This window comes from Arthrobacter sp. JDC6, from assembly GCF_056484025.1.
This window is the reverse complement of the sequence record NZ_CM151278.1, coordinates 1429483-1451664: the sequence shown is the minus strand read 5'-3', so window position 1 is coordinate 1451664 and position 22182 is coordinate 1429483. Positions and strand designations below refer to the sequence as shown.

General features: G+C 68.0%; 21 protein-coding genes and 1 riboswitch. Of the genes, 9 read left to right on the top strand and 12 right to left on the bottom strand.

The features are described 5' to 3' along the window. Positions 1-2 precede the first annotated feature (2 nt). The 6 genes from hemC to hemE all read right to left on the bottom strand — a co-directional run bounded on the left by hemC (position 3) and on the right by hemE (position 6676). On the bottom strand, positions 3-1001 hold the full coding sequence (gene hemC, locus ACV095_RS06830) for a hydroxymethylbilane synthase (protein WP_018768564.1): 999 nt from the start codon (positions 999-1001) through the stop codon (positions 3-5). After that, positions 998-2245: a ferrochelatase gene (locus tag ACV095_RS06825; protein WP_134163770.1), complete on the bottom strand. Its 1248-nt coding sequence runs from the start codon at positions 2243-2245 to the stop codon at positions 998-1000. Before ACV095_RS06825 ends, hemC begins: the two co-directional genes overlap by 4 nt. After that, complete coding sequence (gene hemQ / locus ACV095_RS06820) at positions 2242-2943, bottom strand: hydrogen peroxide-dependent heme synthase (protein ID WP_018768566.1); 702 nt, start codon at positions 2941-2943, stop codon at positions 2242-2244. Before hemQ ends, ACV095_RS06825 begins: the two co-directional genes overlap by 4 nt. 113 nt (positions 2944-3056) lie before the next feature. After that, positions 3057-3983: a hypothetical protein gene (locus ACV095_RS06815; RefSeq protein ID WP_478223160.1), complete on the bottom strand. Its 927-nt coding sequence runs from the start codon at positions 3981-3983 to the stop codon at positions 3057-3059. A 112-nt stretch (positions 3984-4095) separates the two neighbouring features. Next, positions 4096-5577 (bottom strand): protoporphyrinogen oxidase, encoded by a 1482-nt coding sequence (gene hemG / locus ACV095_RS06810; RefSeq protein ID WP_478223159.1) that lies wholly within the window; start codon positions 5575-5577, stop codon positions 4096-4098. Positions 5578-5581: 4 nt separating this feature from the next. Beyond that, positions 5582-6676, bottom strand: coding sequence for a uroporphyrinogen decarboxylase (gene hemE, locus ACV095_RS06805; RefSeq protein WP_043424792.1), 1095 nt, complete (start codon positions 6674-6676; stop codon positions 5582-5584). A gap of 158 nt (positions 6677-6834) precedes the next feature. On the opposite strand from hemE, the gene ACV095_RS06800 reads away from it, so the two are divergent. Further along, positions 6835-8160 carry a glutamyl-tRNA reductase gene (locus ACV095_RS06800; RefSeq protein ID WP_478223158.1) on the top strand — a complete coding sequence of 442 codons (1326 nt, stop codon included), beginning with the start codon at positions 6835-6837 and terminating at the stop codon, positions 8158-8160. A 107-nt stretch (positions 8161-8267) separates the two neighbouring features. Here ACV095_RS06800 and moeB read toward each other — a convergent pair whose 3' ends face one another. Continuing rightward, positions 8268-9467, bottom strand: a complete 1200-nt coding sequence (moeB, locus tag ACV095_RS06795) for a molybdopterin-synthase adenylyltransferase MoeB (protein ID WP_056394059.1) — start codon at positions 9465-9467, stop codon at positions 8268-8270. An 84-nt stretch (positions 9468-9551) separates the two neighbouring features. On the opposite strand from moeB, the gene ACV095_RS06790 reads away from it, so the two are divergent. From ACV095_RS06790 to ACV095_RS06780, 3 genes are read left to right on the top strand one after another with little or no spacing between them, the layout of a single operon-like run. Then, positions 9552-10217, top strand: coding sequence for a TetR/AcrR family transcriptional regulator (locus ACV095_RS06790; protein WP_018768572.1), 666 nt, complete (start codon positions 9552-9554; stop codon positions 10215-10217). A gap of 48 nt (positions 10218-10265) precedes the next feature. Continuing rightward, complete coding sequence (locus ACV095_RS06785) at positions 10266-10490, top strand: DUF3107 domain-containing protein (protein ID WP_018768573.1); 225 nt, start codon at positions 10266-10268, stop codon at positions 10488-10490. Between the two features lie 21 nt (positions 10491-10511). Further along, entirely contained in the window at positions 10512-10814 is a 303-nt protein-coding gene (locus ACV095_RS06780; protein WP_018768574.1) for a hypothetical protein, read from the top strand. An 87-nt stretch (positions 10815-10901) separates the two neighbouring features. Here ACV095_RS06780 and ACV095_RS06775 read toward each other — a convergent pair whose 3' ends face one another. From ACV095_RS06775 to thiO, 3 genes are all read right to left on the bottom strand, one after another. Beyond that, positions 10902-11717 (bottom strand): thiazole synthase, encoded by an 816-nt coding sequence (locus ACV095_RS06775; protein ID WP_056394063.1) that lies wholly within the window; start codon positions 11715-11717, stop codon positions 10902-10904. Between the two features lie 4 nt (positions 11718-11721). Then, the gene (thiS, locus tag ACV095_RS06770) at positions 11722-11958 is read right to left on the bottom strand and encodes a sulfur carrier protein ThiS (RefSeq protein ID WP_056394066.1); all 237 of its coding nucleotides are present in this window, start codon (positions 11956-11958) and stop codon (positions 11722-11724) included. Next, the gene (gene thiO, locus ACV095_RS06765; RefSeq protein WP_478223157.1) at positions 11955-13256 is read right to left on the bottom strand and encodes a glycine oxidase ThiO; all 1302 of its coding nucleotides are present in this window, start codon (positions 13254-13256) and stop codon (positions 11955-11957) included. Before thiO ends, thiS begins: the two co-directional genes overlap by 4 nt. After that, positions 13250-13368, bottom strand: a riboswitch (TPP riboswitch). (Overlaps the previous gene by 7 nt.) Positions 13369-13395: 27 nt before the next feature. On the opposite strand from thiO, the gene thiE reads away from it, so the two are divergent. The 4 genes from thiE (at position 13396) to ACV095_RS06745 (ending at position 18540) form a co-directional block, all read left to right on the top strand. Beyond that, the gene (gene thiE, locus ACV095_RS06760; RefSeq protein ID WP_478223156.1) at positions 13396-14127 is read left to right on the top strand and encodes a thiamine phosphate synthase; all 732 of its coding nucleotides are present in this window, start codon (positions 13396-13398) and stop codon (positions 14125-14127) included. Between the two features lie 36 nt (positions 14128-14163). Beyond that, positions 14164-15669 (top strand): RNB domain-containing ribonuclease, encoded by a 1506-nt coding sequence (locus ACV095_RS06755; protein WP_144599985.1) that lies wholly within the window; start codon positions 14164-14166, stop codon positions 15667-15669. Between the two features lie 289 nt (positions 15670-15958). Continuing rightward, positions 15959-17659: a DEAD/DEAH box helicase gene (locus ACV095_RS06750; protein ID WP_478223155.1), complete on the top strand. Its 1701-nt coding sequence runs from the start codon at positions 15959-15961 to the stop codon at positions 17657-17659. 8 nt (positions 17660-17667) lie between these two features. Then, positions 17668-18540 carry a DNA-methyltransferase gene (locus tag ACV095_RS06745; protein WP_018768581.1) on the top strand — a complete coding sequence of 291 codons (873 nt, stop codon included), beginning with the start codon at positions 17668-17670 and terminating at the stop codon, positions 18538-18540. Here ACV095_RS06745 and ACV095_RS06740 read toward each other — a convergent pair. Then, complete coding sequence (locus ACV095_RS06740) at positions 18537-19385, bottom strand: PHP domain-containing protein (protein WP_018768582.1); 849 nt, start codon at positions 19383-19385, stop codon at positions 18537-18539. The genes ACV095_RS06745 and ACV095_RS06740 overlap by 4 nt on opposite strands. Positions 19386-19465: 80 nt before the next feature. Between ACV095_RS06740 and ACV095_RS06735 the strand changes: the two genes are divergently transcribed. Continuing rightward, positions 19466-21040 carry an aminopeptidase P family protein gene (locus tag ACV095_RS06735; RefSeq protein ID WP_478223154.1) on the top strand — a complete coding sequence of 525 codons (1575 nt, stop codon included), beginning with the start codon at positions 19466-19468 and terminating at the stop codon, positions 21038-21040. Positions 21041-21163: 123 nt separating this feature from the next. On the opposite strand, the gene ACV095_RS06730 is transcribed toward ACV095_RS06735, so the two are convergent. Continuing rightward, positions 21164-22135, bottom strand: a complete 972-nt coding sequence (locus tag ACV095_RS06730; protein WP_478223153.1) for a YflT domain-containing protein — start codon at positions 22133-22135, stop codon at positions 21164-21166. Positions 22136-22182 lie beyond the last annotated feature (47 nt).

Genomic DNA, 22182 nt, shown 5'->3' with positions numbered 1-22182 from the left:
GGTCAGGACGCCTGCAGGTCTGCGATGTCGGCGGCTCCGGCGGCAAGCAGCGCTTCGGCCAGCTCGATGCCCAGCAGGGTGGCCCCGACTTCCGTGAGTCCGTCCGTGGCGCGCTTGTCCCGGACCGTTGCGGTGCCATCGACGGCGCACACCACGGCTTCCAGGTGCAGCATGCTGCCCTTCCGGTAGGCATAGGCGCCTACCGGGGCTGCACAGCCTGCTTCGAGCCGGGCCAGCAGGGCGCGCTCTGCCGTCACGGCAAGGCGGGTGTCGGGGTCGTCCAGGGCAGCGAGGGCTTGGGCCAGGACCTCACGGGATCCTTCATCCGATCCCGGTTTGGGCGGCGCGTCGGCAGTACGGCACTCGATGGCCAGTGATCCCTGTCCGGCCGCGGGCAGCATCACGTCCGTTTCGAGGTACTCGGTGACGGCGTCCAGCCGGCCAATGCGCTCAAGGCCGGCGGCAGCAAGAACCACGGCGTCCAGGTCGCAGGATTTCCCGGGGACCACTTGGTCAGTGGAGTTGCCTGGCAGGCCGGGAACACGGCCCAGGCGGGTGTCCACGTTGCCGCGGATGTCGACAATGTCCAGGTCGGCGCGGGCCGCCCGCAGCTGTGCAGCGCGGCGGGGCGACCCGGTGCCGACCCGGGCTCCGGCAGGCAGGTCGGCCAGCTTGAACCCATCGCGGGCGCACAGGACGTCGCGGACGTCCACCCGGCGCGGCGTGGCGGCAAGGCTGAGTCCTACGGCCGCACCGGTGGGCAGGTCCTTGAGCGAATGGACGGCGACGTCGCACTCACTGCGCAGCAGCGCGTCGCGCAGGGCCGCAACAAAGACGCCCGTGCCGCCCATCTGGGACAGCGACCCGGTGAGGACGTCACCGTCAGTGCGGATGTGCACCAGTTCCACCGGGAAACCCCCGACGGCGGCGAGCTGGTCCGCGGTCTGCTGGGTCTGGGTGAGCGCCAGTTTGCTGGCGCGGGTTCCAATCCGGACCGTCACGGCTGCGCCGTCTCGCCGGCATCCCCCGAGGGATAAGGGTCATGCCCCGTGCCCACGGTGGTGTCGGCTCCTGCAATCGTGGGTTTTTCGCCGCGGAAGTTGGCGCAGCAGCCCGGGCGGCAGACGTCGTACCAGGGGCCAAGATCCGTCAGGGCGGGACGGTCGCTGATGTTGTTGGCCACCGTCCGCTCGCAGATGAGGTCCACAAGTCCATTAACGAACGTGCGGTGGGTACCGGGGGTGGGGACGCGGGTGGCCGCAAGGCCGAGGTTTGCGCACGTTTCCATGGCCTCGGTGTCCAGGTCCCAGACAACTTCCATGTGGTCGCTGACAAAGCCCAGGGGGACGATGACGATGCCCTTGACGCCCTGCCCGGCGAGTTCCTCGATGGCGTCATTGATGTCCGGTTCCAGCCACGGCACGTGCGGGGCGCCCGAACGGGACTGGTACACCAGGGACCACGGTGCGGTCAGGCCGGTTTCATCCTGGACCCGCCCGATGACGGCCGCGGCGTTGGCCAGGTGCTGCGCCACGTAGGCGGACCCTTCCTCGAACTCACGCGGCTCACCCTCGGACCGCCCCGCGGCCTCAGCATCCCGGGTAGGGATGGAGTGGGTGGCAAACAGGATGTGGACGGGCGCGTCGGGGCTTCCGGCGTCGGCAAGCTTGGCGCGGACATCGGCCAGTCCTGCGGCAGTTCCCTCGACGAACGGCTCCACGAAACCGGGGTGGTCGAAGTACTGGCGGACCTTGTCCACTTCCAGCCGGCCGTCCAGGCCGGTCTCCGTCAGGGCCATGCCGATGTCCTCGCGGTACTGGCGGCAGCTGGAGTAGCAGGAGTAGGCACTCGTGGTGAGCATCAGCACCCGGCGGTGGCCGGCGTCGTACGCTTCCTGCAGGGTCTGGGGGATGTACGGCGCCCAGTTCCGGTTGCCCCACAGCACGGGCAGGTCGATGCCGCGGGCAGCCAGTTCGGCTTCCAGCGCTGCCTTGAGTTCCCGGTTCTGCTGGTTGATGGGGCTCACGCCGCCGTTGGCGCGGTAATGGTGCGAGACTTCCTCGAGCCGCTCGTCCGGGATCCCCCGGCCGCGCGTGACGTTGCGGAGGAACGGGATGACGTCCTCCTGGCCTTCCGGACCGCCGAAGGAGGCGAGCAGGACGGCGTCGTAATTCTTGGGGGCCATGCGCCCGGCCTCGGTGACGGGGTTCACGGCGGTGGCAAGTGTGGGGTCGAGCGGGTTCATGCGAGCACCTCTGCTACTTCTTCGGCGGTGATCCGGCGTCCGGTGTAGAACGGAACTTCCTCGCGGACATGGTTGCGGGCCTCCGTGGCGCGCAGGTGGCGCATCAGGTCCACGAGGTCCACCAGTTCGGGTGCTTCCAGGCCGAGGATCCATTCCCAGTCCCCCAGGGCGAAGGAGGAGACGGTGTTGGAGATGACCTGGGGGAAGTCCCTGCCCAGCAGGCCGTGGTCGCGGAGCATCTTGCCGCGCTCGGCCTCCGGCAGGATGTACCACTCGTAGGAGCGCACGAACGGGTAGACGCACAGCCACTCGGCCGGAGCGACGCCCCGCGAGTAGGCGGGCGTGTGGTTCTTGGCGAACTCCGCCTCGCGGTGGACGCCCATGGCGGACCACACGATCTCCGTGCCCGCGAAGAGGGGGCTGCGGCGGATGTCGCGGATGGCCTGCTGCAGCGCCTCGGGCTTGGGGCCGTGGAGCCACACCATGACGTCGGCGTCGGCGCGCATGGCCGAGACGTCGTAGCTGCCCCGGTGCGTGACGCCGGCCGCGGCGAGCCGCTCCAGCAGCGCTTCGAAGTCGGCGGCGGCATCGGCGCTGCGGACCACTGACTCCGACCGCTTGAATACCGTCCAGAGGGTAAAGAACTGCTCGGCTGATTCTTCGGTTTTAGTGACAGATTCGGCAGAAGTGTGGCTCATGGTTACAAGTTTGCCCCTTCGCTGCCCCCAAGGCGAAACCGAAGAGTTCTACAACTCGTAGAAGTGAGCAAAGTCACGTTTGCCTGTCGTGGAGGGCTTCCGGCGCCGCATCCTCAGGGGCGGCGCATGCGCAGGAAGACCAACCCGGCGGCGGCACCCACACCAACCAGTCCGGCGCCCAGCCACACCATGGCATCCGGCATGTCCGGCAGGGGGCCGGTGGAGGAAACGGCGCGGCCCGGGCCCGCGGGTGCAGCGGCAGCCTGCGGCACCCGGGTGGGCTGGGACTGGCGTGCATTGATGGACAGCGCGGTGGGCAGCGACGTGGGCAGGGTGGGAGAAGGCGCAACCGCTCCCCCACTCGCGGCCGGGCCGGCCGCTTCTCCACCGGCCTCTCCACCGGTGGCGGTACCTGCCGCCCCGCCGGGGGCTGCTGCGGCATCCTGTGAACCGGACGCCTGGCCTGCCGCGTCTGTTCCAGGCGAGGGAGGCGTCGGGGCCGGGGCGCCCCCCGCCGGGGAGGTACCGGCCGCGGGGGCAACCCCTGGCGCGGTGGCTGAGGTGGGCCCCGGCTGGGTGCCGGATCCTGGTCGGGTTGCCGTGGAGGATGCTCCGCCGGCCGGCGCCGCAGTCGAGGTGGTCGGGCCGCCGGTCACCAAAGGCGTTCCGGAGACTGCGGGCAGCGGGACGTCCGGAAGCGGCAGTCCCGTCATCGAAGCCTGCGCTGTGGGCTGTGCCGTCGCCGTCGTCGAACCGGGTGCGAGCGAAGCCTTCACGGCCGGCAGCAATGCTCCCGGCACGGCAGGGATGGCCGGAACCTTGCCACGAGGGGTGGCAGTTGCACCGTCCGCGGCCGTTCCGGCCGGGGACGCCTGCGCTGGGGAGTCTTGGGGAGGGGGAACCGCGTCGTCAGCCAAGGACGCCTGCACGCCGGTGGAAAGAACCAGTACCGCTCCGAACGCAGCGGCTGCAGTACCGCGTCGGAGTCCCCCATGGATACCGGTCCGGGACATGGAAAGCTCGGACCTGTGTTGAACCATAGTCATCGACCCTAACCAGAACGGATGGCCGATTGAAAACCGGGAAGGGCCGCGGGGCGTGCGGGTGGATACTGCCAAGAACCCGACGCGCCGGGCTGACCAGCACCGATGCCTAGGCGGCGGTTAATTGGCCGATTTGCTCACGTGTGTCGGCAACGACGGCGGCGAGGCCGTTTCCGGCCACCCAGCCACCCACGATTGCCAGGCCACCGGCGGCGGTGCAGGCCTGGCGGATCTCTGCTGCCCGGGCGCGGTGCCCCACGGCTGCGAACGGCAGCGAGCCGCGCCATCGGACAACGTCCCATCCGCGCACGTCCCCGCCGGCGATCTGGACGCCCAGGAGAGCGGAAGCGTCCCGCAGGGCGGCTGCGAAGAGCTCGTCATCGGTATCCGGTCCGGCAGGCTGGTGCACCGAAGCGCCGTCCACCCGGCCGTAGGAAAGGCGCACCACGTGGCGTCCCTGGCCGGCAGCAGCCGCCAGCCAGTCCCATTTTCCCGTTGCATGCGTCAGCGCCTTTGCCTCGATGCCCGGCGTTTGCGGGGCCACCAGGATTCCTGTCCCCCGGGGCCGCCGGTCAAGGTCCGGTTTGTCCAGGACCACGGTGACCAGCTTGACGTCAGGTCCGGACGCAGGCTTCTTCCCTGCGATCAGCGGGACGGCATGTTCCAGCAGTCCGACGGCGGCCGGGCCATCCACGGCCACCACCAGCAGGGCGGTGCGGAAGGCTGCACCGCCGGCCTCCACCAGCCAGCCTTCAGGGGTGCGGGATACAGAGGTGGCAGCGGTGTTCGCCAGCAGGGCGACGCCCCGTCGCCTGAGATCTTCCACCAGTGCATCCACCAGGGTGTGCATGCCGCCTTCGAGGCCCGCGACGGCGGAACCGGCCTTGGCAGGTTTTCCTGCTTGGCCGGGCTGGAGTGGGGTGCCGGCGCCGGCTGCCCCGGAATTCTCACCGGCCCCGCGCCGCTGGGCCGAAACCGCGGCAGCGAGGGAACCGTGCCGGCGCAACCCTGCCCGCAGCCCTGGAGCCACCATGTCGACGTCGAGCAGCCCGGGATCTGCGGAGTGGACGCCGCCCACCACCGGCGAGACCAGGCGCTCCAGCACCCGCGAACCCATCCTGGCCCTGACCAGCGCGGAGACGCTGGTGACTCCCGCACCGGCGCCCACGGAAGCGGGCAGCAGCTTGTCCAGGGAGGCCCGCAGCGAGCCCAGGGTACCCAGGGTGCGCCGGACTTCAGGATCCCAGGGGTTGGCGGGGATGCCCAGGACGCCGGTCCTGGGAAGTTCGCGGGCACCATCCGGAAGCTGCACCCACGCACCTCCGGGGCGGGGCGGAACGATCCTTGCGCCCAGGCCAAGTTCTGCGCACAGCCGCGCGACGGCGTCGGACCGCGTGGCGAACGACTCGGCGCCACTGTCCAGCGTGAGGCCCGCTACCGTGTGGCTGCCCACGCAGCCGCCCCACGCCGGGCCCGCCTCCAGGACCGTCACCTCGTGGCCGGCCGCGGCGAGTTCCCGGGCGGACAGCAGCCCGGAGATTCCGCCGCCCACCACCAGTGCCGTGCCGGGCCTCGCCGCAGAACTGCCCATGTGGCTACTCCGGCGAGATGGAGTGGATGAGCTCCACCACCCGGGTCAGGACGTCCGGATCGGTTTCGGGCGGCACTCCATGTCCCAGGTTCAGGACGTGGCCGGGGGCGGCGGAACCGGCGGCGATGACCTCGCGGACATGGGCCTCGAGGATGTCCCAAGGAGCCGCCAGCAGTGCGGGGTCGATGTTTCCCTGCAGCGGGACGGTTCCGCCCAGCCGGCGGTTGGCCTCATCGAGCGGCAGCCGGTAGTCGACGCCCACCACATCCACACCCACGTCGCGCATGGCAACGAGAAGTTCGGAGGTGCCGGTGCCGAAGTGGATGAGCGGAGCCCCGAGGTGGCGGACATGGTCCAGGGCGCGGGCCGACGCCGGTGCAACGTACTTGGTGTAATCGGCCAGTCCCAGCGAACCCGCCCAGGAGTCAAAGAGCTGGGCGGCGGATGCGCCTGCCTCCAGCTGGGCCTGGAGGAACATGCCCGAGGCATCGGCAGCCCAGTTGGCCAGGGCGGTCCACGTCTCCGGATCCGCATGCATCATGGTCCGCGGGCCGAGGTGGTCACGGCTGGGTTTTCCTTCCACCATGTAGGCGGCCAGGGTGAACGGTGCGCCGGCAAACCCGATCAGCGGCGTCTTGCCCAGTTCGGCCACGGTCAGGCGGACGGCTTCGCGGATGGGTTCCAGGGCTTCCCAGGTGAGCTGGGGCAGGGCGGCAACGTCGGCCGCCGTACGCACCGGCATGTCAAGGACCGGGCCCACCCCGGGCACGATGTCCACGCCCACGCCGGCGAGCTTCAGCGGGATGACGATGTCCGAGAAGAAGATGCCCGCGTCCACATCGTGGCGGCGTACGGGCTGCAGCGTGATTTCGGAGGCCAGCTCGGGCCGGAGGCAGGAGTCCAGCATGGCGATGCCCTCGCGCACCTTGAGGTATTCCGGCAGGGACCGGCCCGCCTGCCGCATGAACCAGACGGGACGGCGGGACGGCTTGCCTCCGCGGTAGGCCGTGATCAGCGGTGAATCCGCTGTGCGGCCGTCCATCAGTGGATGGTCTGCGGCAAGGGCGCCGGCAGCGGAGACGGCAGGGCTAGGAGTCATGCTTTTGATTGTGCCGAAAAAGAGCTGCAAAAGATAACGACAACCTGTCGCTGGCAACGCGGGCCAGGGGGAGGTGGCGCGGATCACGGTGGAATGTGGCGGTTATCCTTTCCGGTGGTTGTTCTACCAGGCAACGAAAAAGCTATGATTGGTCTGCTGTGGTTCTTTTCTCATTGGTGGCTACACACGCCGACATCGACCTTGAAACCGTTGCTCAGTTGAGCAACGGTTCCTCCGGGATTGCCGCATCCGCGCTCACCGAATCCCCCGCCGTGGCAGGGGCAGTGGTGCTGGCCACCTGCAACCGCTACGAAATCTACGGCGAAGCTGCCAACCCCAACGACGTCGAAGCAGCCCGGGCGGCACTCGTGGCCCGGATCAGCGAGGCCAGCGGACTGGCCGAACCCCTCGTCTCACGTTCCTTCAGCACACGCACCGGACCCGAGGTGACCCAGCACCTGTTCGCCGTCAGCGCGGGACTGGACTCCGCCGTCGTGGGTGAACGCGAAATCGCCGGCCAGGTGCGGCGGGCACTGATTACCGCCCAGCACGACGGCACTGCCAGCGCCGGCCTCATCCGGCTTTTCCAGGCCGCCTCCAAGACAGCCAAGGATGTTGGCGCGCAGACGGCGCTCGGTTCCCGCGGCCTGTCCATTGTCTCGGTGGCACTGGACCTTGCCACCGATCTTTCCGAAAACCCGGACTGGACAACCAAGAAGGTTGTGCTGTTCGGGACCGGCGCCTACGCCGGGGCCACCATGGCACTGCTGCGTGAACGCGGCTGCACGGACATCTCCGTTTACTCCTCGTCCGGCCGGGCCGAAGGATTTGTCGCCTCGCGCGGCGGCACCGCCCTGGACGTGGACTCGCTGCGGTCCACAGTGGCGGCTGCGGACGTGATGATCGGGTGCAGTGGGTCGGACACCCGGGTCGAAGCCGACGAGCTCGCCCAGGTGCGCGCCGATTCGCCGCAGCCCCTGATCGCCATCGACCTTGCCCTCACCCACGACTTCGACCCCGCCGTCGGCGAGCTGGACGGCGTGGAGCTGCTCACCCTGGAATCAGTCCGCCTGGCCGCGCCGCAGGAACAGGCGGAATCGCTGGCCCAGGCCAGCGGAATCGTGAAGGGTGCCGCCAAGGCCTTCGAGCAGGAGCGTGAAGCCCGCTCCGTCGATTCAGCCATTGTTGCCCTGCGGCGCCACACCATGAACGTCCTGGACGCGGAGATGGAAAAGGTCCGTGCCCGCCACGGCTGCACCGCCGCCGCCGAGGAAGTCGAGTTCGCCCTCCGCCGCATGGTCAAGCAGCTGCTGCACGTACCCACGGTCCGCGCCCGCGAACTCGCTGCGAACGGCCAGCAGGACGACTACGTTGCTGCGCTGGAGGCCCTGTACGGCATCACTGTCGAACAGCCCGCCACCGCCTCCCCTGCCGCCGTCGAGGCCGAATGCCCGGTGGACCACCAGGGCCGCGAAACCGCCTGACCACGCCCCATCACTACCTGCACTATTTACGGCAACGCCCCATCACTTTCTTCTGGAAAGTGATGGGGCGTACTCCAAAAGGGCGCGGGAAGTGATGGAGCGTCCCGTCAGTAGACGGGCTTCTGGGGTTCCACCTCACGCACCCAGGCCAGGATCCCGCCGTCAAGGTGGCTGACCCGCTGGTAGCCGGCCTGCCGTGCCGCTGCCAGCACGTTCGCGGACCGGGTGCCGGCCTTGCAGTGGAACACGATGTCCCGGTCCTGCGGAAGTTCGTCCCACGCCTCCCCGGCAAGGATCCGTCCCTGCGGGATCAGTTTGGCCCCGTCGATCCGGACGATGTCGTATTCCCCGGCTTCGCGGACATCTACCAGCTCGAAATCCTTGAGCCCGGCTTTCCGCGACGCCAGCATGGTGGCCAGCTGGGTAGCGGTGACTGTATGTTCCGTGTCCGCCTGCGAGGCGGGAGCGATGCCGCAGAAAGCCTCGTAGTCAGTGAGTTCGGTGATGGGTTCCGCCGCGGGGTCCTTCGACACCCGGATCTCCCGCCAGCTGCCGCCCAAGGCGTCAAAGAGGGCCACGCGGCCCAGCAGGGAACGCCCGACGCCGGTGATCAGCTTCACTGCCTCGGTCACCATGAGCGATCCCACGGCAGCGCAGAGCATGCCGAACACACCGCCCTCGCCGCAGGACGGCACGGACCCCGCGGGGGGAGCCTCCGGATACAGGTCGCGGTAGGTGGGCCCGTGCTTCTCCCAGAACACGCTGACCTGGCCGTCGAACCGGAAGATGGAACCCCACACGTAGGGCTTGCCCAGGATGGCCGCGGCGTCGTTCACCAGGTACCTGGTGGCGAAGTTGTCGGCCCCGTCAAGGATGAGGTCGTACCCCCGGAACAACTCCAGGGCGTTGGACGCGTCAAGGCGCAGGTTGTGCAGCCGGACATCCACCAGCGGATTCAGCTCCGCGATGGCATCGCGTGCCGACTCGATCTTGGGCCGGCCCACGTCGCTGACGCCGTGGATCACCTGCCGCTGCAGGTTGCTCAGGTCCACCACGTCGTCGTCGACGATTCCAATGGTTCCAACGCCTGCCGCGGCCAGGTACAGCAGGGCCGGGGCGCCCAGGCCGCCGGCACCGATCACCAGCACCTTGGCGTTCTTGAGCCGCCGCTGGCCCAGGGCACCGATCTCGGGAATGATCAGGTGCCGGGAGTACCGTTCAACCTCGGCAGGGGTGAGGCCGGCGGCCGGTTCCACCAGCGGATCCAGGGAATGGGTTGAAACATTTGCGGTGAAAGACGAAGCCATACTTCAATGTATGCCCCGGGATACCGCCGGGTCATATTACCCCGCAGTAAAGTGAAGGTAACTGCAATGGAAAGAAGGACAACTGTGGTCCCTGAAGCACGGGCTGACCGCCCGCCCGCCGCCGAACCGCAAACTCCCTCCCGCCCCGCAGGCCATCGGTCCGCCCGGCTGCCCCGGGATGAGCGCCGCGCACAGCTGCTTGCCGCCGCCCAGGAGGTGTTCGTGGCCAACGGCTACCACGGCGCGGCCATGGATGAAATTGCAGAGACCGCCCATGTCAGCAAACCGGTGCTGTACCAGCACTTTCCGTCAAAGCGGGAACTCTACCTCGCACTGCTCGAGAGCCACCTTGCGTCCCTGACCGAGTTGATGCTGGGTGCCCTGAATTCCACCACGGACAACGATGAACGGGTCCAGGCCGTCATGCGCGCCTACTTCCATTTCATCGCCAGCGACGACCAGGCCCACCGCCTGGTGTTCGAGTCCGACCTGATCAACGACCCCGACGTCAGCTCCAGGCTGGAAACCTTCAACCGGACCTTCGCCGACGCCATCGCCAGGGTCATTGCCGAGGACACCAAGCTCCCCCACCTCGAGGCCGAACTCCTTGGCCGCGGACTGGCCGGAATGGCGCAGGTCAGCGCGCGGTACTGGCTGGAAACGGACGGTAACCTGGACCTCAACGTGGCCAGTGACCTCATCTACCGTTTAGCTTGGCGCGGAATCTCTCGCTTCCCCAAAGAGTCCTAGACTACAAATAAGACATCATCGACGAACTTCACAGGCTGGGAGGCCCCCTTGGAAATTAAGATCGGCGTTCAAAACGTTGGCCGCGAGATCGTGCTGGAATCGGACCAGGACGCGGAGACTGTGGCCAAGGTTGTTGGCGAAGCCATCACCGGAGGCAACGAACTTCGCCTGAAGGATGAAAAAGGACGCCTGATCATTGTTCCGGGCAACGCTCTGGCCTATGTGGAAATCGGTGCCGAAGAGGTTCGGCGCGTAGGTTTCGGCCAGTTCTAGTCCCCGGTTCCAAGGAGATCCATGCTTTCGCTGTCCATCGTGGTGCTGGCCACTGTCGCCGGCGGCTTCGTCGTCTGGGCCAATGACAAGCGGCACGCCAAGTACGGTGCGGCGCTTCCGGCCGGCGTCGCCGCGGGTGCTGCGGCGCTGGTGTGGATCATTCTGATGGCGGCCGGTTTCGGCTACCTGCCCGGGCTGACCTGGCTTCCCTGGGTCCTGCCCATCGTTCTGGGCATTGCTGCCGCCATCGCCGCCGTCGCCTATTTTGGCCGTACGCGGGCGCGCCATGATGCGGAACGGCTCACTGCGATCCTGCGGCGCTGAGCCGTCGCTGGCAGGCTCCCAGGCATATGGCTGTGGCCACCACCCAGGCGGGTGGTGGCCACAGCCCTTTAAGTGAATGGCCGATGCCTAGAGGAACTCGGCCCGGCCTTCCATGGCGGATGAGGCGAGGGCATGCTCCCGGCGCGGGATGCGCCCGGCCGCCCGGGCCATCCTGCCCGCGATCACCGCGTGCTTGAAGGCTTCTCCCATGAGCGTGGGGTTCTGGGCGCGGGTCACGGCCGTGGCCAGCAGCACGGCGTCGCAGCCCAGCTCCATGGCAAGGGAGGCGTCGGATGCCGTGCCGATGCCGGCATCCAGGACCACGGGCACGGAGGCCCGGGAAACGATGAGCTCAATGTTGTGCGGGTTCAGGATCCCCAGGCCGGTGCCGATCGGGGCACCCAGCGGCATGACGGCGGTGGCTCCAAGGTTCTCCAGCCGCAGGGCCAGCACAGGATCGTCGTTGGTGTAGGCGAAGACCTTGAAGCCGCGGTTGACCAGCTGCTCGGTGGCCTCGACCAGTTCCACGGCGTCCGGCAGGAGGGTTTGTTCATCGGCGATGACCTCCAGTTTCACCCAGTCTGTTTCCAGGGCCTCCCGGGCCAGTTCCGCGGTAAGGACCGCGTCCCTGGCCGTGAAGCAGCCGGCCGTATTGGGCAGGACCCGGATTCCATGATCCACCAGCAGCTGGAACAGCGAGCCGGTTTCAGCCGTGGAGTAGCGCCGCATGGCCACGGTGGTCAGTGCGGTGCCGGAGGCAAGGAGCGCCGCGCCCAGGCCATCGAGGCTGGGCGCTCCCCCGGTGCCCATGATGAGCCTGGAACCCAGCGCGACGCCGTCGATCACCAGGGCGTCGCCGGCACCGGCGTTTCCTGCAGGGTTGATGGTGCTGGTTTCGGTCATGGCGTCAGCCTCCCTGTACTGCTGTAACAAGTTCGATGTCGTCGCCGTCGGCGAGCGCGGTGGCGAACCATTGGCTGCGCGGCACCACCTGGGCATTGTGCGCGACGGCGACGCCGAGTTTCCCGCCGTCGGTCGCCTGTCCGTTGTCCGCCAGCGGGCGTCCGGTGACCTCGCTGACCAGCGTGGTGATCGAAGCTCCGTCGGCCACCGTGTGCGGGTTTCCGTTAAGGGTGATGTTCACGCAGTCTCCTTGATGTGGGGGCTTGTTGCTGCCGTTGCCGGCCTGGAAAACCGGTCCGGGCTGAAGGGACCCCAGCGGGGATCGGCCCTGCCGTCCAGCAGTTCCCTGCAGATGGCCGCCGCGGCGGGAGTGAGCAGGACTCCGTGCCGGAAGAACCCGGTGGCGATGATGAGTCCGGGGACGTGCCCGGCCTGTCCTCCCCCGGCGCCCGGAGCGGCCGGCACCCGGCCCAGGAGCGGCGCGTTGTCAGGGGTACCGGGGCGGGCGCGGGCGGTGCATTCCAGGAGTTCGAGTTCAGCGACGGCGGGCACCAGAGCCTGCGCGTCCCGCAGCAGCTGGTAGACGCCGCCGGCACTCACGGCATCGGAGCGGGCATCCTCCCGCTGCGTGGCTCCGATCACCACGGTCCCGTCCTGCCTGGGAACGATGTATACGGGGATGCCGTGGACCAGGCCGCGCACCGTTGACGTCACCAAGGGCTGAAGGTGGCGGGGAACGGCAAGGCGCAGGATATCCCCGTGCACGGGCCGCAGCGGCAGCTCAAGGCCGTCCGGCAGGCCGTCAAGCGCCCCCGCCTGCAGGCCATTGGCCACCACGGTCTCCGTTGCCAGCACCGTGCCGCCGCCGGCCAGGCGGACCCCGGAAACCGTTCCGCCCTCCCACAGCAGCCCGGCTGCCCGCTCCGGCACGCCAAAACCTTCCACTGCCCCGGCAACCGCCAGCTGGGGCTGCTCCTGCGCCGCGCCGGCCAGGGCCAGCCGCAAGGCGGCCACCAGGCGCCGGGGATCCACCTGGTGGTCCGCCGGGGTATCAAGTGCGCACGCAATGGCCGGGCTGAGCAGCGGCTCACGCTTCCGGGCCTCCCGCACGGTCAGGGGTTCCACCGCCAGCCCGTTGGCCTGCTGGACTGTGCGCAGGTCCATCAGCGCCCGGCGGTCGGCCGCGTCGGCACCCACGGCGAGGGTCGGCGTCGTCAGGTATCCGGAATCCGCGCCCGTTGCCCTGCCCAGCCCGGCGGCGAACCCGGGCCAGCGCGATGATGCGTCAAGCATCAGTTCCAGGAGCTCTTCCTCCTGGTAATGCAGTTCGCTGACGGGAGCCAGCATGCCGGCCGCCGCCCAGCTGGCGCCGGTACCGGGCGCGTCATCAATGAGGACCACCGAGCGCCCGGAACGCTGCGCCTCCCAGGCAATGCCGTGCCCCACCACTCCCCCGCCGATGACGGCAACGTCGGCCCGGAGGGTGGAGGGAATGGTTCTGCGGGCGGACCCGGGGTGATGGGTGAAGGGGGTACGCATGTGGGTTCCTTCCCTACGCCGGCATTAACCGGATCAGGTCAAGCGGTCGGCTCTGACGCCCTCTCAGCCCGGCGCTTTGTGACAGCCGCCGCGGGCTCCCGCAGTACCAGCCCAGTTTAGAGGAACTAGGCTTGCACGCATGAATGTGTCCACCCCATCCTTTCCCGCCGGCCACCACACTCCAGCCACCGAAGTCGTCAATTCACGGGACAACGACGCCCTGAAGGCAGCCCGCCTGTACCTCTGCACCGATGCGCGCCGGGACCGCGGCGACTTCGCGGAGTTCGTTGACGCCGCGTTCGCCGGTGGCGTGGACATCATCCAGCTGCGCGACAAGACCATCGAGGCGGCCGAGGAACTGGACCTCCTGGCGGTGCTGAAGGAATCCGCGGTACGGCACGGAAAGCTGTGGGCGGTCAATGACCGTGCGGACATCGCCGTCCTCTCCGGGGCACCGGTGTTCCACATCGGCCAGAAGGACCTGCCGCTGGCGGCGGCGCGCACGCTGGTCAACGGCAACGCCGCCATCGGGCTCTCCAGCCACACCACCGGGCAGGTGGACGCCGCCCTGGCAGCAACTGCCGGACCAGCCGGGCTGGACTACTTCTGCGTGGGTCCGGTCTGGGCAACCCCCACCAAACCCGGCAGGTCCGCCGTGGGCACTGACCTGGTGAAGTATGCCGCCGAGGCCTCACGGCAGGCGGCGGACCCCGTGCCCTGGTTCGCCATTGGCGGCATTGACCACGGAAACGTCCACCAGGTGGCGGAAGCCGGTGCGCGCAGGATCGTGGTGGTGCGCGCCATCACCGAGGCCTCCGATCCCGCCGCCGCTGCCGCCTCCCTCCTCGACGCATTGGACGCCGCCGCCTGATGCCATATCGGCGGACTTGGAGCTACGCTGACTTTTGTGTCACATCATCGGCTGGCTCCAAACGTCCATGACCACAGGAACGCCCTGGAAGAGGCGTTGGGCCTGCTGCGCACCGAACTTGAACTGCCGGGACCGTACCCGGCTGAGGCAGTGGCGGATGCCCGGGCCGCTGTGGCAGCGCTGAAGCTTCCGTCCTACGACCTGACCGCCGTCCAGTTCGTGACCATCGATCCGGCCTCCTCCACGGACCTGGACCAGGCGGTGTTCATCGAACCGGACGGGAACGGCTACCGGGTAATGTACGCGATCGCCGATGTGCCGGCGTTTGTTGCGCCGGGAGGTCCCCTGGACGCCGAGACCCGGCGCCGCGGCCAGACGTTCTACGCTCCGGACGGCCGGATTCCGCTGCACCCGGAAGTGATCAGCGAGGGGGCAGGAAGCCTGCTGCCGGGCCAGGATTGTTCGGCTTTCGTATGGGACTTCACGCTCGACGGCGACGCAACGGTTGTGTCGGTGGGCGTCAGGCGGGCGCGGGTCCGCAGCCGCGACAAGCTCAGCTACAAGGGTGCGCAGGAAGACCTCGACGCCGGGACGGCCTCGCCGGTGCTGCGGCTCCTCCGCGAGGTGGGCCTGAAGCGGGTGGCCCTGGAGCGGGAACGCGGCGGGGCCAGCCTCAACATGCCCGAGCAGGAAATTGTCCAGCTGCCCGACGGCGGCTACCGCATTGCTGCCGTACCGCAGCTTCCCGTGGAGGACTGGAACGCGCAGATTTCCCTGATGACCGGGATGGCCGCCGCGCAGCTCATGCTGGAGGGCAAGGTGGGAATCCTGCGCACCATGCCCGCCCCGGACGAACGGTCGCTGAAGCATTTCCGGCTGCAGACCGAGGTGCTGGGCAGGCCCTGGGACGGTGAAGTCAGCTACGGCGAATACCTGCGTTCCCTGGATCCCACCGATCCCCGCCAGCTGGCCATCATGCATTCCGCCGGCATGCTGTTCCGGGGCGCCTCCTATACCGCCTTTGACGGAACGGTCCCCGAGGACGGCGTGCAGTCTGCCATCGGCGCGGCCTATGCCCACACCACCGCGCCGCTCCGCCGCCTGGTGGACCGCTTTGTGCTGGTGATCTGCGAGGCCCTCAGCAATGGCGGGGATGTTCCGGACTGGGCGCGGGAAGCCCTGCCGCTCCTGCCGGGCATCATGGCCGGATCGGACCAGCTCGCGTCCAGGATGGAACGACTGGCCCTGGACACCGTTGAGGCCGCGCTGCTGCTGAACCACATCGGGCAGGAGTTCGATGCGATCGTGATTTCCGGCTCCCGGCCGCAAAACGGAAACGGGAATGGAAACGGGACCGGGACGGTGAAAAACGGCAACGGGAAGAACGGAAACGGCAGCGGAAGTTCGGGCATTATCCAGATTGCCGAGCCCGCGGTCACTGCCCGGTGTGCCGGCGAGCTGGAGTCGGGTACCAAGGTCCGGGTCCGGCTGGTTTCCTCGGACATCACCACCCGCGAGATCCATTTCGAGCTCATCCCGTAAGCGGCGGCGGCCGCGGCAGGCGGGCCGAAACGTGTTTCTGCGACCTTGCAGCTAGACTGAGAGGGTAGAAATGGATGCCCGGTCGTTGATTTCCTTGATTTGAAACCAACAAGCCCGCCCCTACGCGATCTTGAGATTTGCCCGTTGGTCACCAGTGCCAGCATTAGATAGCCCGCGATCGGCTTCCACTGGAATCGCTTGCGCGCCTGAGCGTGCTCCGGAACGGCCAGTCCTGGCCGGCCCGTTGAGCAGGCAGCGCCATTGCCCAAATGAATAAGGAAACTCCCCCGTGAGTGAATTGCATACCCACCAGCTCCTGAGCGATGAGACCGGCACGGAAACCATCGAGCCGGAAGAAACCATCATCTCCGACGAGACCCCGCACGAGATCGCGGAGAAGTCCTTTGCCGACTACAACGTCCGCGAGGACATCGTGGAATCCCTGGCTGACGCCGGAATCACCCACCCGTTCCCCATCCAGGCCATGACCCTTCCGGTGGCGCTGGGCGGCCACGACATCATCGGCCAGGCCAAGACGGGCACCGGCAAGACCCTGGGCTTCGGCATCCCCGCACTGCAGCGGGTCATCGGGCAGGACGACCCCGGCTACGCCAAGCTGGCCGTCCCGGGAGCCCCGCAGGCCCTGGTCATCGTCCCCACCCGCGAACTGGCGGTGCAGGTGGCCGGTGACCTGGTGACCGCTTCCCGGAAGCGCAACGCGAGGATCGCCACCATTTACGGCGGCCGCGCCTACGAGCCCCAGGTGGAGGCCCTCAAGCAGGGCGTCGAGGTTGTGGTGGGTACCCCCGGCCGGCTGATCGACCTTTTCAAGCAAAAGCACCTGAGCCTGAAGAACGTCAAGATCGTGGTGCTGGACGAAGCTGACGAGATGCTGGACCTTGGCTTCCTGCCGGATGTCGAGACCCTCATCGCGGCAACTCCCGCAATTCGCCAGACGCTCTTGTTCTCCGCCACCATGCCCGGTCCGGTCATCGCCATGGCCCGCCGCTACATGACCCAGCCCACGCACATCCGCGCCGCGGACCCTGAGGACGAGGGCCTTACCAAGCGCGATATCCGCCAGCTGATCTACCGTGCGCACAGCATGGACAAGATCGAAGTGGTGGCACGCATCCTGCAGGCCCGCGGCCGCGGACGGACCATCATCTTCACCAAGACCAAGCGCACCGCCGCAAAGGTGGCCGAGGAACTGGTGGACCGCGGCTTCGCTGCCGCTGCCATCCACGGTGACCTGGGGCAGGGCGCCCGTGAACAGGCACTGCGGGCATTCCGCAACAACAAGGTGGACGTCCTGGTGGCCACCGATGTCGCGGCGCGCGGCATCGACGTCGAGGACGTCACCCACGTGATCAACTACCAGTGCGTGGAAGACGAAAAGATCTACCTGCACCGGGTGGGCCGCACCGGCCGCGCGGGCAACAAGGGCACCGCTGTCACGTTCGTGGACTGGGACGATGTTCCCCGCTGGGTGCTGATCAACAAGGCGCTGGGCCTCAACGTGCCCGAACCTGTCGAAACCTACTCCTCCTCGCCGCACCTCTTCGCGGACCTCGACATCCCCGTGGGGACCAAGGGCCGGCTGCCGCGTGACAAGCGGACCCTGGCTGGCGTCGACGCCGAGGTGCTTGAGGACCTGGGCGAAACCGGCAAGAAGAACAGCCGCAGCGGCAGCCGCGACGGCGGCCGGTCCCGGGAACGGGACGGCCGTGGGCGGGAAAGCCGCACTGGCAGCCGCGAAGGTTCCCGCAGCGAAGGAAGCCGCAGCGGCGGCGACACCGCGCGCAGCGGCGAGCGCCGCCGTCGGACGCCGGACTCCGCCGCCGCTCCCGCGGCCGAGGCTGCCGCACCCGCAACGGGCGGCGAACAGCCTTCACGCACCCGCAGGCCCCGGACCCGCACCCGCCGCCGCAACGGCGAAGTGGTGGCAGGCGCCGACACGGGCACGCAGCCTGGCACGTCAGAGGGCTAACTGCCCCGATGACTGACACTGTTTGGGCGCCGGACGGCGGCAGCCTGGTGGTACACGCTGACAACGCGGAGTACCTCCCCACGCTGCCGGACGGCGCCTTCACACTGATTTACGTGGACCCGCCCTTCAACACGGGCAGGCCGCAGCTGCGCCAGGAAACCAGGATGGTGGTTAACGCCGGCGGCAGCGGGGACCGCGTGGGCTTCAAGGGCCGCTCCTACGACACCATCAAGGGCGCCCTGCACCGCTACGATGACGCGTTCAGCGACTACTGGTCCTTCCTGGAACCCCGGCTGGTGGAGGCATGGCGCCTGCTGGCCGACGACGGAACCCTCTACCTGCACCTGGACTACCGCGAGGTGCACTACGCCAAAGTGATGCTTGATGCGATCTTTGGCCGCGAATGCTTCCTGAACGAGATCATCTGGGCCTACGACTACGGCGCGCGGGCCAAAAACCGGTGGCCCACCAAGCACGACAACATCCTGGTGTACGTCAAGAACCCGGCGAAGTACCACTTCGACAGCGCCGAGGTGGACCGCGAGCCGTACATGGCGCCTGGATTGGTAACGCCTGCCAAGCGCGAGCTGGGAAAGCTGCCCACCGACGTCTGGTGGCACACCATCGTCTCACCCACCGGCAAGGAGAAGACCGGTTACCCCACGCAGAAGCCGGAGGGCCTGGTCAGGCGGGTGGTGGCCGCCTCGAGCCGGCCCGGTGACTGGTGCCTGGACTTCTTCGCCGGCTCCGGAACGCTGGGGGCCGTTGCCGCCAAGCTTGGCCGGAAGTTCGTGTGCGTGGACCAGAATCAGCCCGCCATTGACATCATGGCCAAGCGGCTGGGCGCGCACGCCACCCTTGCCTCGTTCCAGCCCAGCTAGGGCCGGACGACGGCGGCTCCCGTGCCGAGTGCCTCGATCCGCGCGAGCATGTCGGGTGCCGTGAGGTTTTCGCCGAGCAGGTTGGGCTTGCCGGTGCCGTGGTAGTCGGAGGAACCGGTAATCAGCAGGCCGTGTTTGGCCGCGAGCCTGCGCAGGAAGTCCCGGCCCTCTTCCGGGTTGTCCCGGTGGTCGATCTCCAGGCCGGCCAGCCCGGCGTCGATCATGTCGCGGTAGGTCCGCTCCCCCACGATCCGTCCCCGTGCGGACGCCACAGGGTGGGCGAACACGGGCACGCCGCCGGCGGCACGGACAAGTTCGACGGCGGTGGCCGGGTCCGGAGCATAGTGCGGGATGAAGTACCGGGACCGGGAGGTGAGGATGGAGGCGAAGGCTTCCGAACGGTCCTCCACCACGCCCGCCGCGACGAGGGCGTCTGCGATGTGCGGCCGTCCGAGGGTGGCGCCGGGTGCCACGTGGTGGATCACGTCATCCCACGTCAGCGGGTAGTCCTCCGCCAGGATGGTGACCATCCGTTCGGCCCTGGTGAGGCGGGAATCCTTGGCCTTGGTGATTTCCTCCAGGAGGCCGGGATGGGTGGGATCATGGAGATAGCTCAGCAGGTGGACGCTGATGCCCTCCTCCGTCCGGCATGAAACCTCCATGCCCGGTACCAGTGCCACCCCGCAGGTTGCTGCGGCCGCTGCCGCCTCCGCCCAGCCTGCCGTGGAGTCGTGGTCGGTCAGGGCCACCACATCAAGGCCGGCACGCGCGGCGGACGCCATGACATCGGCGGGCGTTTCGGTACCGTCGGAAACATTGGAGTGGGCATGCAGGTCAATCCTCACTGGTCCAGCGTAGTGGACCACGGCCCCGGGACCCGGCTGTCCTGTTCGCTTAGCCGGGATGCTGGTGAGACGATGGTGCCGTGAACGATGCCGAAAACACCCAAAACTCTGCTTCCCAGCCGTTGGAGGAGCGCGTCAACAACCGCTCGCAGCGGCCCAGTTCCAACGCTTTCAAGGCCTTCATGGCCAGCAACTGGGCGCCGTCCAGCCAGGAGCTTCCGCAGCGGGACGCCGTCGCCGGATACGCCGCTGCCCGGCGCAAGGCGATCTCCGCCCTGTTCAACAGCGAACGCCTGATCATCCCCGCGGGGCCCCTGAAAGTCCGTTCCAACGACTGCGACTACCGCTTCCGCCCGCACTCCGGCTTCGCCCACCTGACCGGGCTGGGCCTGGACCACGAACCGGATGCCGTCCTGATCCTGGAACCCGTGGCAGAAGGAACGGGCGACGACGGCGGGAACCACCGCGCGACGCTGTACTTCCGGCCGCTGGCCGGCAGGGACACCGAACAGTTCTACGCCGATTCCCGCTCCGGCGAGTTCTGGATTGGGGCCCGCCCCACCCTGGAGGAATTCGAGGCCCGCCTGGGACTGGCCACCGCGCACATCGACCAACTGGAAACGGCCATCACCAAGGATGTGGGCGCCCCGGAGATCGGCGGAATCTCCATCCGCCTGGTCCGCAAAGTGGACGAGAACATTGACGCACTGGTGGACACGGCCCGGTACAACACGGCCAGGGACCCTGAGAACCTGGACCTTGGCGTCCTTGATGCCCTGGACGAAAAGCTCAGTGAGGCCCTTTCCGAACTGCGCCTGCTCAAGGATGAGTGGGAAATCGAGGAAATGAAGATCGCGGTGGCGGCCACCGTCGAAGGCTTCGAAGAAGTGGTCAAGGCACTTCCGCGGGCACTGACGCATGCCCGCGGCGAGCGGGTGGTGGAGGGAGCCTTCTTCGCCCGCGCCCGCGAAGTGGGCAACGAACTGGGTTACGACACCATCGCAGCATCCGGCAACAACGCCACCGTGCTGCACTGGACCCGCAACATCGGACGCATCCACGCCGGCGAGCTCCTGCTCCTGGACGCCGGTGTCGAGGCCGACTCGCTCTACACTGCAGACATCACCCGGACGCTTCCGGCCAGCGGCTCCTTCAGCGACATTCAGCGCAAGGTCTACCAGGCAGTCCTCGATGCTGCCGACGCCGGGTTCGCCGCTGCCCGGCCGGGAACCAAGTTCCGTGACATCCACACCGCCGCCACCACCGTGCTGGCAGAACGCCTGGCCGAATGGGACATCCTGCCGGTCAGCGTGGAGGAGGCCATCAGCCCCGAGGGGCAGCAGCACCGCCGGTGGATGCCGCACGGCACCAGCCACCACCTGGGACTGGACGTGCACGACTGCGCGCAGGCCAAACGCGAACTCTACCTGGACGGCATCCTCACCGAAGGCATGGTCTTCACCATCGAACCGGGCCTGTACTTCAAGAAGGAAGACCTGGCGATTCCCGAGGAATACCGCGGCATCGGCATCAGGATCGAGGACGACATCCTCATGACCGCTGACGGCCCCGTGAACCTCAGTGCCGCCCTGCCGCGGAAACCGGAAGACGTGGAGGACTGGATGGCCGGCATCTACCGAACCGAAGAAGCCTGACCCCGGCCGGAAACAGCAAAGAGCGGGGCCGCCGGATTCGTTCCGGCGGCCCCGCTCTTTGCGTTGGCGCTCCCAGGTTTCCTTGGCTTTCAGGTTTCCTGGACCTTGGCTGCTCCGGCCGTCCTACTCCCGGTGGTCGCCGTGGTGCTGGTCCCCGTCCTGGCCATGCCGGGCGTCAGGTTGGTGTTCCGCGTTCTGTCCTGGCGCAGGCTGTCGGGGATCTGGCTGTCCTGGCCCTGGCTGTCCGGCGCCGGGACCCTGCGGCAGGCGCACGCCGTACTGCGGGCGGCCATCCGGCAGGTCCGGGTAGCGGACGGCCCGGACCGGGCTTGCCGGCTGCGCCGGCTGGTGCTGGCCGGCGTCGCCTGCGTAGCCACCGTGCTGCTGGCCGGCGTCGCCTGCGTAGCCACTTCCGTCCTGGGCTGATCCATCCTCCGCGGCTGTGCCGGCGGACCGCTGGCCGTAGGGATCGTTCCATCCGGCGGGACGGGCAGGGCCCTGCTGCTGCCCCGGCTGCTGCTGGTGCTGGTACGGCTGGTTGTAGTAGTCGTGCTGTGTGTACGGCCGCTGGCCCGCTGCCGCGTCCGAACGCGTCATGGGCAGCTGCTGCAGCAGGCGACGCGCCTCGTGGGCGGCCTCCGGCGCAACGATCACGTCATAGCTCGTTGCCACCACCTGGCTGGTGGACGTGAAGTCCCGCTTGCCGCGCTGCATGGCGTACGTGACGATGCCGAAGAGCATGAAGAACGCCGCACCCATCAGCACCGACGTCATGATCGAGAAGTAGCCGGGCGAGGGTGCGAAGAAGGACAGCATGACGCCGACGAACAGGCCGAACCACATGCCGCTCAACGCCCCCGACAGCGCCACCCGGGGGTAGCTGAGACGCCCGGTGACCCGCTCCACCATCTTCAGTTCATTGCCCACGATGGAGACCATCTGGACCGGGAACTGCTGGTCCGCCAGGTAGTCAACCGCTTTTTGGGCGTCGAGGTAGGAAGTGTAGGAGCCAACGGTGTCGCCGGTGGGAACAGCCCGGGCATCGTCCGGTCCGTTCGCGGCGCCGGCCCTGGGAGGACCAAAAATGTTCGACATAACCCCATTCTTGCCCATCAAGGTGGGTGCTGCCTGTAAATTCAGCT

Excerpts from the sequence above, each read along its gene's own strand:
- ACV095_RS06825 (WP_134163770.1), bottom strand. The coding sequence starts at position 2,245 with ATGAACCCGCTCGACCCCACACTTGCCACCGCCGTGAACCCCGTCACC.
- hemQ (WP_018768566.1), bottom strand. The coding sequence starts at position 2,943 with ATGAGCCACACTTCTGCCGAATCTGTCACTAAAACCGAAGAATCAGCC.
- ACV095_RS06815 (WP_478223160.1), bottom strand. The coding sequence starts at position 3,983 with ATGGTTCAACACAGGTCCGAGCTTTCCATGTCCCGGACCGGTATCCAT.
- hemG (WP_478223159.1), bottom strand. The coding sequence starts at position 5,577 with ATGGGCAGTTCTGCGGCGAGGCCCGGCACGGCACTGGTGGTGGGCGGC.
- hemE (WP_043424792.1), bottom strand. The coding sequence starts at position 6,676 with ATGACTCCTAGCCCTGCCGTCTCCGCTGCCGGCGCCCTTGCCGCAGAC.
- moeB (WP_056394059.1), bottom strand. The coding sequence starts at position 9,467 with ATGGCTTCGTCTTTCACCGCAAATGTTTCAACCCATTCCCTGGATCCG.
- ACV095_RS06780 (WP_018768574.1), top strand. The coding sequence starts at position 10,512 with ATGCTTTCGCTGTCCATCGTGGTGCTGGCCACTGTCGCCGGCGGCTTC.
- ACV095_RS06775 (WP_056394063.1), bottom strand. The coding sequence starts at position 11,717 with ATGACCGAAACCAGCACCATCAACCCTGCAGGAAACGCCGGTGCCGGC.
- thiO (WP_478223157.1), bottom strand. The coding sequence starts at position 13,256 with ATGCGTACCCCCTTCACCCATCACCCCGGGTCCGCCCGCAGAACCATT.
- thiE (WP_478223156.1), top strand. The coding sequence starts at position 13,396 with ATGAATGTGTCCACCCCATCCTTTCCCGCCGGCCACCACACTCCAGCC.
- ACV095_RS06745 (WP_018768581.1), top strand. The coding sequence starts at position 17,668 with ATGACTGACACTGTTTGGGCGCCGGACGGCGGCAGCCTGGTGGTACAC.
- ACV095_RS06730 (WP_478223153.1), bottom strand. The coding sequence starts at position 22,135 with ATGTCGAACATTTTTGGTCCTCCCAGGGCCGGCGCCGCGAACGGACCG.